The 11652-nt window shown below is 68.3% G+C and carries 10 protein-coding genes; all 10 read left to right on the forward strand.

The features are described 5' to 3' along the window. Positions 1–16 precede the first annotated feature (16 nt). Positions 17–1399: a UDP-N-acetylmuramoyl-L-alanine--D-glutamate ligase gene (gene murD, locus NBV68_RS04615; protein WP_296307602.1), complete on the forward strand. Its 1383-nt coding sequence runs from the start codon at positions 17–19 to the stop codon at positions 1397–1399. Further along, positions 1396–2628: an FtsW/RodA/SpoVE family cell cycle protein gene (locus NBV68_RS04620; RefSeq protein ID WP_296307603.1), complete on the forward strand. Its 1233-nt coding sequence runs from the start codon at positions 1396–1398 to the stop codon at positions 2626–2628. Before murD ends, NBV68_RS04620 begins: the two co-directional genes overlap by 4 nt. Then, positions 2625–3848, forward strand: coding sequence for an undecaprenyldiphospho-muramoylpentapeptide beta-N-acetylglucosaminyltransferase (gene murG, locus NBV68_RS04625; protein WP_296307606.1), 1224 nt, complete (start codon positions 2625–2627; stop codon positions 3846–3848). Before NBV68_RS04620 ends, murG begins: the two co-directional genes overlap by 4 nt. Next, complete coding sequence (gene murC, locus NBV68_RS04630; RefSeq protein ID WP_296307608.1) at positions 3845–5281, forward strand: UDP-N-acetylmuramate--L-alanine ligase; 1437 nt, start codon at positions 3845–3847, stop codon at positions 5279–5281. Before murG ends, murC begins: the two co-directional genes overlap by 4 nt. Beyond that, positions 5278–6243 carry a UDP-N-acetylmuramate dehydrogenase gene (gene murB / locus NBV68_RS04635; RefSeq protein WP_296307610.1) on the forward strand — a complete coding sequence of 322 codons (966 nt, stop codon included), beginning with the start codon at positions 5278–5280 and terminating at the stop codon, positions 6241–6243. Before murC ends, murB begins: the two co-directional genes overlap by 4 nt. Then, positions 6240–6761 (forward strand): DUF4262 domain-containing protein, encoded by a 522-nt coding sequence (locus tag NBV68_RS04640; RefSeq protein WP_296307612.1) that lies wholly within the window; start codon positions 6240–6242, stop codon positions 6759–6761. The genes murB and NBV68_RS04640 overlap by 4 nt, the downstream gene beginning before the upstream one ends. Then, on the forward strand, positions 6758–7744 hold the full coding sequence (locus NBV68_RS04645; protein ID WP_296307614.1) for a D-alanine--D-alanine ligase: 987 nt from the start codon (positions 6758–6760) through the stop codon (positions 7742–7744). Before NBV68_RS04640 ends, NBV68_RS04645 begins: the two co-directional genes overlap by 4 nt. Further along, positions 7722–8651: an FtsQ-type POTRA domain-containing protein gene (locus NBV68_RS04650; RefSeq protein WP_296307616.1), complete on the forward strand. Its 930-nt coding sequence runs from the start codon at positions 7722–7724 to the stop codon at positions 8649–8651. The genes NBV68_RS04645 and NBV68_RS04650 overlap by 23 nt, the downstream gene beginning before the upstream one ends. Continuing rightward, positions 8651–10009, forward strand: coding sequence for a cell division protein FtsA (gene ftsA / locus NBV68_RS04655; RefSeq protein WP_296307618.1), 1359 nt, complete (start codon positions 8651–8653; stop codon positions 10007–10009). Before NBV68_RS04650 ends, ftsA begins: the two co-directional genes overlap by 1 nt. 166 nt (positions 10010–10175) lie before the next feature. Next, positions 10176–11652 (forward strand): cell division protein FtsZ (gene ftsZ, locus NBV68_RS04660; RefSeq protein WP_296307620.1); only part of this gene is annotated, 1477 nt, incomplete at its 3' end.

Here is an 11652-nt window from a genome sequence, read left to right on the forward strand (position 1 = left end):
GGAGGGGCTCGGCCAAGTGATCACCTCTCCCGCCTTCAAGGGCAAGCGCTACGCGGTGCTCGGCCTTGCCCGTTCGGGCGCGGCGGCGGCCGAGGCGCTTCTCGCGAGCGGGGCGGAGGTGATCGCCTGGGACCGCCAGCCGCACGCCCGCGCACCCTTCGAGGGGCGTTGCAGGCTGATCGACCCTCTCGAGCTTGATCTGACCGGCTTTGCGGGCGTGGTGGTCTCCCCCGGGGTGCCGCTCAACAACCACCCGATCGGGCCGCATGTGTGGCAATATGGCCTGCCCGTCATCGGCGATATCGAGCTGTTCGCCGCCGCGCGGGCCAGCCTGCCGCCGCACAAGGTGGTCGGCATCACCGGCACCAACGGCAAGTCGACGACCACCGCACTGGTGCATCACGTCCTGACAACGGCAGGCATACCGAGCGTGATGGGCGGCAATATCGGCGATCCGATCCTCGGGCAGGAGGCGCTGCCGGAAGGGGGCGTCTATGTGCTCGAGCTTTCGAGCTTCCAGATCGACCTCACCTTCACGCTCGATTGCGATGTGGCGGCGCTGACCAACATCACGCCGGATCACCTCGACCGCTATGCCGATTTTGCCGCCTATGCCGCCTCCAAGGAGCGGTTGTTCCAGATGCTGGAGAATGGCGAGGCGGTGATCTGCGACGAGGACGCGCCCACCACCGCCATCGCCGACCGGCTGGCGGCGGGGGCCCGCGCGATGGTGCGGGTCAAGACCTCCGACCTTGACGCGGCGGGGCTCGCCGAGGGGCGCTCGCCCTCGCTCGCGGGGCCGCACAATGCCCAGAACGCTGCGGTCGCGGTCGCGATCTGCCGCCGGCTGGGCCTCACGACCGCGCAGATTGCGCAAGGCCTCGCCTCCTATCGCGGCCTTCCGCACCGCATGGAGCGGGTCTGCGAGACCGGCGGGGTCATCTACATCAACGACAGCAAGGCGACCAACGCCGCCTCCGCCGCCCCCGCGCTCGCCGCCTTCCCGCCCGACCCCGCGATCAACGCGGGCGCACCGCGCATCCACTGGATCGTCGGCGGGCTGCCCAAGGAGGACGGGCTCGGCGCCTGCGCAGATCACCTCGCCAACATCGCGGCCGCCTATACCGTGGGCGAGGCCGGGCCGATGTTCGCCGACCTGCTCGAGGGCCGGGTGAAGGTCGAGCGCTGCGAGCTCATCAGCGAGGCGGTGCGCCGCGCTGCGGATGCCGCGCGCCCGGGCGAGGTGGTGCTGCTCAGCCCCGCCTGCGCCTCATACGACCAGTTCCGCGACTACGAGAAACGCGGGGGCCACTTCCGCCAGATGGTCGGCGCGCTCACCGGCTGCGAGACGTGCGGCGCGAATGGTGGCGAAACCGGCGACGGGAGCATCCAGCCATGACCGCGCCGGTCTTCTCCGCCACCTCGGCGCGCGGGCCGGGTGCCTATCTGCCGCCGGTGCCGGTGCAGCGCCGCTGGCGGGATTCGGTGCGCATCTGGTGGCGCGAGATCGACAAGCTGCTGCTGCTGCTGATCGGCCTTCTGATGGCAATCGGCATCGTCGCGGTCGCCGCCGCCTCGCCGGCCAGCGCCGACATGCTCTCGACGGCCCGCGAGCGCGTGCCGGACTTCATGTTCTTCCAGCGCCACATCGTATTTCAGGCGATGGGGCTGTGCCTGATGATCGGCCTCAGCTTCCTTGATCGTGATCAGGCGCGCCGGCTCGGCATCATGGTCGGCGCAGTGATGCTGGCGCTGCTGTTCGTGGTGCCCTTCATCGGCGAAGAGAAGAACGGCGCGCGGCGCTGGATCAATGTCGGGATGAGCCTCCAGCCCTCCGAGTTCCTGAAGCCCGGCTTCGCCATCATTTGCGCGTGGATCCTTGCGTGGCGCGTGCGCGATCCCGGCCTGCCGGTGATCACCTTTGTCACGGGCTTCTTCGTGCTAATCGCGGGGCTGCTCATGCTCCAGCCCAACTTGGGCGACGCGATCTTGTTCGGCGGGATCTGGCTGGTCATGGTGCTGCTGGCCGGGTTGCCGTGGCAGCGCCTTGCCGGGCTCGGCGGGATCGGGGTGGTGGGGCTGACGCTGGCCTATTTCTTCTACGACAACGCGCGCAACCGGATCGACGCCTTCCTCGGCGACGGCACCGCCTATGACCAGGTCGATCTTGCCCAGCGCACCATCACCGCAGGCGGCTGGACCGGCGCAGGGCTATGGCTCGGCGTACGCAAGATGAACCTGCCCGAGGCGCATACCGACTACATCTTCTCGGTGATCGGCGAGGAGTTCGGGTTGATCACCTGCGGGATCATCGTCGTGCTCTATTGCGCGCTGGTGATGCGCGCGCTGCTGCGGCTGACGGGCGAGGACAACCTCTTCGCGCTGCTCGCCGCTGCTGGCCTTATCACGCAGTTCGGCGGGCAGGCCTTCATCAACATCCTCGTCAACCTCAAGCTGTTCCCCTCCAAGGGCATGACCCTGCCGCTGATTTCCTACGGCGGTTCATCGACACTGGCGGTGTGCTTCACGCTTGGGCTATTGCTGGCGATCACCCGGCGCAATCCGTTCCTCGCGCGCGAGGGAGGGAGCTTGCGCGACCTGATCGACCGCAAGGACCAGAGCGCATGACCAGTTCGACCCCAACCGGCGCTTCCCGCCACTTCGTGCTCGCCGCGGGCGGCACCGGCGGCCACCTGATCCCCGCTTTCGCGCTCGCGACCGAGCTGCACCAGCGCGGCCACCACGTGGCCCTGATCACCGACGAGCGCGGGGCAAACATCCCCGGCAAGCCCGATTTCCTCACGGCCCACGTGCTGCCCGCCGGTCGCTTCGGCAAGAACCCGCTGGGCTGGGTCGCAGGCGTGCGCGCGGTGATGGAGGGCCGGGCGATGGCGCTGCGGCTGTTCGACCACTTCCAGCCCTCGGCGATCGTCGGCTTCGGTGGCTATCCCGCGCTGCCGGCGCTGCTCGCGGCGACCGCGGTCAAGCTGCCGAGCATCGTCCACGAGCAGAATGCCGTGCTCGGCCGCGTCAACCGGCTGCTGGCGGGGCGGGTGGGCGCGATCGCCACCTCCTACGAGACCGTCGAGCGGCTCAACCCCAAGCATGCGCCCAAGGTGCACCTCGTCGGCAACCCGGTGCGCGCCGAGGTGCTGGCCCTGCGCGCGTCGGATTTCCCCGCCTTCACCGACGAGAGCCTGCTGCGCATTCTCGTCACCGGGGGCTCGCAGGGCGCGAGCATCCTGTCGCAGATCGTGCCCGATGGCCTCGCTATGCTCCCGCCCGCGTTGCGCCAGCGCCTGCAGGTCACCCAGCAATGCCGCGCCGAAGACCTCGAGGCGGTGCGCAAGCGCTATGCCGAGCATGATATCCCCGCCGAACTCGGCACCTATTTCGAGGACATGCACGAACGCCTTGCCGACGCGCACCTGTTCATCGGCCGCGCGGGCGCCTCGACCATCGCCGAACTCACCGCGGTGGGCCGCCCCGCGATCCTCGTGCCGCTGCCCATCGCCACCGACGATCACCAGGCGGTGAACACCCGCGAGATGGTCAAGGCCGGTGGCGCGCGGATGGTGCGGCAGGACGCCTTCCAGCCCAAGGAGCTCGCCAAGCAGATCCAGGCCATGGCGATGCACCCGCAGAGCCTTTCCAACGCCGCGCATTGCGCGTTCAACTGCGGGCGGCCCGATGCGGCGAAGGATCTCGCCGATCTGGTGGAAAGCATGAGCGGGATTGATCTCATGGATGTGATCCGCGTCGGCGAGGCTGCTCCTCGCGCCGCGCAGACCGCCGCCCGCCCGCAAACCGCGCCGCGCAAGGCCGCCAAGGATAAGGTGGATCAATGAAGGGCGTCGGCACCGACATCGGCACGATCCACTTCGTCGGCATCGGCGGGATCGGAATGTCCGGCATCGCCGAGGTGATGCACAATCTCGGCTACATCGTGCAAGGCTCCGACATTGCCGAAGGCCCGAGCGTCGAGCGTCTGCGCGCGCGCGGGATCACCGTCCATGTCGGCCACAAGGCCGACAACGTCGAGGGTGTCGCGGTGGTGGTCACCTCGACCGCGGTGCGCCGCACCAACCCCGAAGTCGCCGCCGCGCTGGAAGCCCGCGTTCCCGTGGTGCGCCGCGCGGAGATGCTGGCCGAGCTGATGCGACTGAAGTCGACCGTTGCGGTGGCGGGCACCCACGGCAAAACCACGACGACCAGCATGATCGCCACCCTGCTCGATGCGGGCGGGATCGATCCCACCGTCATCAACGGCGGGATCATCGAGCAATACGGCTCCAACGCCCGCCTCGGCGATTCCGACTGGATGGTGGTCGAGGCGGACGAGAGCGACGGGAGCTTCCTCAGGCTTGATGGCACCATCGCGGTGGTCACCAATATCGATCCCGAGCACCTCGACCACTACGGCGATTTCGACGGGGTCAAGGAAGCCTTCGTCGAGTTCATCCACAACGTTCCCTTCTACGGCGCGGCGGTGCTGTGCGTCGATCACCCGGTGGTGCAGGCGGTGATCGGCGAGGTGCGTGACCGCAAGGTGGTGACCTACGGCTTCTCGCTCCAGGCCGATATCTGCGGGGTCAATGTGCGCAGCAGCGACGGGGGCAATGCCTTCGACGTGATCGTGCGCCAGCGCGGCGAGCATGATCGCCGGATCGAGGGCGTCCACCTGCCCATGCCCGGCCGCCACAACGTTCAGAACGCGCTTGCGGCCATCGCGGTGGCAATCGAGATGGGCTGCTCGGACGAAGTGATCCGCACCGGCTTTGCCCGTTTCGGTGGGGTGCGGCGGCGCTTCACCCGGGTCGGCACGGTCGAGCTGGCGGGCGGCAAGGTCGCGGTGATCGATGACTACGCCCACCACCCGGTCGAAATCCGCGCCGTGCTCTCCGCCGCGCGCGAGGCGGTGGCTGCGGGAGGACGCGTCATCGCGGTCGCCCAGCCGCACCGCTACAGCCGCCTCAAGGACTTGATGAACGACTTCCAGTCGTGCTTCGACGATGCCGACATCGCCTATGTCGCTCCGGTCTACCCTGCGGGCGAGGAGCCGATTGAGGGCGTGGACCACGCCGCGCTGGTCGCAGGCATGAAAGCCCGCGGGCACCGGGCGGCGCGCGAGATCGCGGGGGCCGAGGCGCTCGCGGAAACGCTGGCAAGCGAGGTGCAGCCGGGTGATTTCGTGGTGTGCCTTGGCGCGGGCGACATCACCAAGTGGGCGGCGGGCCTCGCGCATGCCATCACCGCCAGCCGGGAGGCGCAGGCGGCATGAACCAGCCGGGCGACACCTTTGTCGGCGATAATGGTTCGGCCCCGACCTGTGCGGTCGAGGGGGCGGTAAGCGCGCCCGTGCCACTCGACGGCATCCGCGGCAAGCTGACCTGCAAGGCCCCGCTCGCGCCCTACACGTGGTTCAAGACCGGCGGCCCGGCCGACTGGCTGTTCGAGCCCGCCGACATGGACGACCTCAAGGCCTTCCTCGAACGGCTCGATGGCGAGATCCCGGTGATGGCGCTGGGCCTCGGCTCGAACATGATCGTGCGCGACGGGGGCGTGCCCGGCGTGGTGGTGCGGCTCGGCAAGAGCTTCGCCAAGGTCGAGCACACCGCCGAGCTGGAACTCACCTGCGGCGGGGGGGCGAGCGGCATTCTGGTCGCCTCCACCGCGCGCGATCTCGGCATTGCGGGATTGGAATTCCTGCGCGGCATCCCCGGCACGGTCGGCGGCTTCGTGCGCATGAACGGCGGGGCCTACGGACGCGAGGTCGCCGATGTGCTGCTCGACTGCGCGGTGATCCTCACCGACGGCAGTTTCATCACGCTGAATGCCGAAGAGCTCGACTATTCCTACCGCCACTCGGCCCTGCCCGATGGGGCGATCGTCGTCTCGGCGCGCTTCCGCGGCCATCCGGGTGAGCCTGCGGAGATCGGCGAAGAGATGGACCGCATCGCCGCCGCGCGCGAGGCGAGCCAGCCCTTGCGCACCAAGACCGGCGGATCGACCTTCAAGAACCCCGAAGGCCACAAGGCGTGGGAACTGGTCGACCGCGCCGGCTGCCGGGGCCTCACCCTCGGCGGCGCGCAGGTCTCCGAGAAGCACACCAACTTCCTCATCAACACCGGCACCGCCACCAGCGCCGACATCGAAGGCCTCGGCGAAATAGTGCGCGACAAGGTCTATGCCGCGACCGGCGTAAGCCTCGAGTGGGAAATTCAAAGGGTGGGGCGGCCGTGAAGAACTGGTTCAAACGCGACGGTCTCACCGCCTATGAGCGAGACATCGTCGAGAACATCGAGAAGCACGGGTGCCACATCACGGGCGTATTCGATCCCGACGGCGATGCGCCTAGCTTCGCCTACTCCGTGGGCTTCACTCGCACGCTCGAGAAGACCGGCAATCCTGACTACCCGGAAGTGATCATGTTCGGATTGCCCCGCGAGGTCGTTGGACCTGCGATCAATTCCCTGCTTGCGATGTGCGCCGCCGGCCAGCCACTCGTTGAGGGCGAACGGCTCGAAGCCTTCTTCGGCGAGTATGACGCTGTTGTCCGCTTGGTCCACGAAACGCAGATTGTCGAAAACTATCTCAACTCTGCAATGTGGTATCACAGAACTCAGATGGGCAGACCGTTGCGTGATGTCGCGATGATCGTATGGCCTGATGCGACAGGTCTTTACCCGTGGGAAGAGGGATGCGAGGCTTGGGTACAGAGTGACCAGCCCGCGCTTTATGAGCCAAGGCTTGATTCATGACTGACTCCCCCCTCCACGTCGCTGTCCTGATGGGCGGCTGGGCGAACGAGCGGCAGGTCTCGCTCACCAGCGGCGCGGGCGTTGCCGATGCGCTCGAGAGCAAGGGCCACCGCGTCACCCGGATCGACATGGGGCGCGATGTCGCGCTCAGGCTCCACGAGGCCAAGCCAGATGTCGTCTTCAACGCGCTCCACGGCGTGCCGGGCGAGGACGGGACGGTGCAGGGGATGCTCGACCTGATGGGGCTGGCCTATACCCACTCCGGCCTCGCCACCTCGGTGATCGCGATCGACAAGCAGCTGACCAAGCAGGCGCTGGTGCCGCACGGCATCCCCATGCCCGGCGGGCGGATCGTGACGCGCGAGGAGCTCTACGAGCGCGACCCGCTGCCGCGGCCCTATGTCTTGAAGCCCGTCAACGAGGGTTCCTCGGTCGGCGTCGCCATCGTCACCGCCGACAGCAATGTCGGCAACCCGATCTCTCCGCAAGCCAAAGGCCCGTGGCAGGAATTCGCCGAGCTGCTGGCCGAACCCTTCATCAAGGGCCGCGAGCTGACCGCCGCGGTGCTCGATGGCCCCGATGGCCCGCGCGCGCTTGGCGTCACCGAACTTGTGGTCGCGAATGGCTTCTACGATTACGAGAACAAGTACACCGCCGGGCGCACCGAGCATATCTTCCCGGCGCAATTGCCGCCCGAAATCACCGCGCTGTGCGAGGCCTATGCCGTCAAGGCGCATCAGGTGCTCGGCTGCCACGGCACCAGCCGTACCGATTTCCGCTGGGACGACGAAGCGGGCGAGGCTGGGCTGTTCGTGCTCGAAACCAACACCCAGCCGGGCATGACCCCCTTGAGCCTCGTGCCCGAACAGGCGGCGGGTTGCGGGATTTCCTACGCCGACCTCGTCGAGATGCTCTGCGTCGAGGCGCTTCGGGTTCACGGGCTGAAACAGGGAGGCACGCATGGCGCAGCAGATCAGGCGTAACGGCACGCCCGGCGTGCGCCGTGCGGCGAAGGCGCAAAGCCGCGCGGTCACCGTGAGGAAGGCGCACAGGGGCGCGAGCGGCGTGATCGACCGGATCATGGGCTTCCTACCCTTCACCGAGGAACAGTGGAGCCGCATCTGGCTCGCCATGATCATCGGCACCGGCGTCGGGATCGCTGCCGTCATCGCCAGCCTTGCGGGCGTGCCCGCACTGGCGCAGGCGCAGGTCGCCGCGATCGCGGCCGATGCCGGGTTCGAGGTGCGCCACGTGCGCGTCACCGGTACCGCTCGGATGGACGAGCAGCAGGTCTATGCCCGCGTCCTTGCCCAGCGCAACCGCGCCATGCCTGATGTCGATGTCGCGGCCCTGCGCGCCGAGCTGCTCGCGCTGCCCTGGGTCAAGGACGCCCGTGTCTCGATCCAACTGCCCCACACCCTCGCCATCGACATCGTCGAGCGCAAGCCGCATGCCGTGCTCGAAAAGCCCGATCGGCTGATGCTGATCGACGCGGGCGGGGTGGAGCTTGAGCCGGTCGCGTCCGAGAAGACCAAGGGGATGCTGCGGCTTGCAGGGCCAGGCGCGGGCAAGCAGGCGCGCGCGCTCGAGACGCTGCTCGCTGCTGCGCCCGCGCTGGCGCCCAAGGTCGAGGTTGCCGAATGGGTCGGCAACCGGCGCTGGAACCTGACCTTCACCACCGGCCAGTTGCTCGCGCTCCCCGAAGGCGAGGTCGAGGCGGCGACGGCGCTGGTGAAGTTCGCGCGGCTCGACGGCAAGAACCGGCTGCTCGGCGGCAAGGTGCTGGCCTTCGACATGCGGACCCCCCCGCGGCTCTACATGCGGCTGCCCGATGCGGTGGGCAAGCCCAAGGTCGTCGCGGGCCCGGAAGAGACGGAGGAGACCACCTGATGGCCTCCAAGCCTAATGCCGCACCCAGGTCCTCTGGCGCACAGCGCCGCCTCGCGCGCACCTATGCCGCGGTCAATATCGGGTCTTTCCGCATCAGCGCCATGATCATGGGCGAGACCGAGAACGGCGACCTGCAGGTGCTGGGCTCGGGCCACCGCGCCAGCGCGGGGGTCAAGCGCGGCTATGTCACCGACATGGCCGCCGCCGCCCACGCGATCCGCGACGCGGTGGAGCGCGCCGAGAAGGCTTCGGGCACGCCTGTCAGGAGCGTATGGATCGCCTGCGCCGGGGCCGGGCTCGCCAGCCACGTGGTCGCGGTCGATATCGAGATCGGCGGCCGGCGGATCGAGGACGAGGACGTCGAGGCACTGCTGGTCGAGGCGCAGGACATGATCCAGCCCGATGGCCGCAAGGTGCTCCACGCTCAGCCCGCGCACTACACGCTCGATGGCGCGCACGGTGTCGCCAACCCGCGCGGGCTGCATGCCGAGCGGCTGGGGGTCGACATCCACGTCATGCTGGCCGACGGCGCGCCGGTCAGGAACCTCACCGAAGCGGTGCAGAACGCGCATCTCGACGTCGAGGGTGTGGTCGCCGCGCCGCTTGCCGCAGGGCACGCCTGCCTGACGCCCGAAGAGCGCGAGCTTGGCGTCGCGCTGGTCGAGATCGGGGCTGACATCACCAATGTCGCGGTATTTGCCGGCGGCATGCTGCTGGGGCTGCACGCGATCCCGATGGGTTCGGGCTCGATCACCGATGCGATCGCCAGCAGTTTCGGCATCCGCCGTTCGCAGGCCGAGCGGCTCAAATGCGTCGCGGGCTCGGCCATCGCCAGCCCCTCGGACCACCGCGAGCTGGTCCCTGTGACCGGGCCCTCTGAAATGGGGGGCGAAGGCGGGGAGGGCGGCGCGCCCGCCGGGCCGCTGGCGCGCGGCGCGGACGACAAGAACCGCATCGTGCGCGCCGAACTGATCGCGGTCGTCACCCAGCAATTGGGCGTGCTCACCGGCGAAGTCGGCAAGGCGCTCAAGACCATGGGCTTTGCGGGGCCGCGGGCGGGGCAGGTGGTGCTCACCGGCGGGGGAGCCGAGCTTGCCGGGATGGCCGATTTCATGCAGGGTGCATTGGGGCAGCCGGTGCGGCTCGGCCGCCCGCCGCAGCTTACCGGCATGCCCGAAGCGCATCACGCGCCCGGCTTTGCGACGCTGGCGGGCCTGTGCCTTTACGCCGCCGACGATCCGGTCGATATCCGCGCGGTGGGCGCGGGGCGCGCCGGAGTTTACCGCGCCTTTTCGCGCGAGAGCGGGTTGTGGGCGCTGATCATGCGCTTGTTCCGGGCGCTGAAGGAATACTTCTGAGCGGCTCCCTTGCGCCCTTTACGCTGCGGAATGATGCGATTTTCGCATCGCGATGCTGTGGATAAGGGTTTTGCCGCTATAAAATGTGAACGATGATTATGTCACAGACGATAAATGCGCGAGGAAAGGTGAAAAAATCCTGTCCCTGCGCCTGGAGGACCAGCTGATGAGCATCAATATCGGACCCGCAGCGAGCGACGATCTGCGCCCCCGTATCACTGTGATCGGGATCGGCGGGGCCGGCGGCAACGCGATCGCCAACATGATCGCGGCCGAGATCGAGGGCGTCGAGTTCATCGTCGCCAACACCGATGCGCAGGCGCTCAGCACCAGCCCGGCCGAAAAGCGCATCCAGCTCGGGCCCGACATCACCGGCGGCCTCGGTGCGGGCGCGCGGCCCGAAGTGGGCAAGGCCGCGGCGGAGGAGACCGTCGCCGAGATCGAGAAGGCGCTCGAAGGCGTCAACATGTGCTTCATCGCGGCCGGCATGGGCGGGGGCACCGGCACCGGCGCCGCGCCCGTGATCGCCGAAGCCGCGCGCCGCATGGGCGTGCTGACCGTGGGCGTCGTCACCAAGCCGTTCCTGTTCGAGGGCACCCGCCGGATGCGCGCGGCCGAAGCCGGGATCGAGGAGCTTCAGGCCCATGTCGACACGCTGATCGTCATTCCCAACCAGAACCTGTTCCTGGTCGCCAAGGCAGAAACCACCTTCAAGGAGGCCTTCCAGCTCGCCGACGAGGTGCTCCAGCAGGGCGTGCGATCGATCACCGACCTGATGGTCATGCCCGGCCTCATCAACCTCGACTTTGCCGACGTGCGCTCGGTGATGAGCGAGATGGGCAAGGCGATGATGGGCACCGGCGAGGGCGAGGGCGAGAACCGCGCGCTCGACGCCGCCGAACAGGCAATCGCCAATCCGCTTCTGGACGGCGTCAGCATGGCCGGAGCCAAGGGCGTCATCATCTCGATCATCGGCGGCGAGGACATGCGCCTGCTCGAGGTCGACGAGGCCGCCAACCACATCCGCGAACTGGTCGATGAAGACGCGAACATCATCTGGGGTTCGGCCTTCAACCCGGATCTCAAGGGCAAGATCCGTGTCTCGGTGGTTGCCACCGGTATCGAGCAGAGCGCCATCGGCCAGTCCGAGCGCACCCAGAGCGTCTCGCTCGGTGCCTCGCGCGCGCCCAAGCGTCCGGTGCTCGAATTGTCGGACGATGACGGCTTTGGCGCTGCGCCGCCCGTCGCCGCGCCCGAACCGGCCCCCGCGCCGAGCTTCGGTTTCGGCGGCCCGGCGGCCGGCGCCGCAGACAGCTATGACGAGGACGACACCCTCGATCTGGGCGAGGCCGACGTGGACGAGGCGGAGGCCGACTACCCCACGGCCGCGCCCTTCGAACTCACCGGCATGCAGGCCGGTGACGGCTATGGCGACGAATATGATGACGACGTCGACGACATCGTCGATCCGCTTGCAGGGCTGCGCGGCGCGGAAGATGCCGCGCGTTATGGTCACGGCGTGGGCACCCCGGCCGCGGGCGAGGATGCCAGCGACGCGCTCGAACTCGATGACGGCTATGCCGCCTATTCCGATCCCGCCGAGGAAGGGCCGGTGCAGGACGACCTTCTTGCCAGCGCCGACC

Origin of the sequence: Erythrobacter sp. (genome assembly GCF_023653175.1) — a bacterium.
Taxonomy (GTDB): Bacteria; Pseudomonadota; Alphaproteobacteria; order Sphingomonadales; family Sphingomonadaceae; genus Erythrobacter.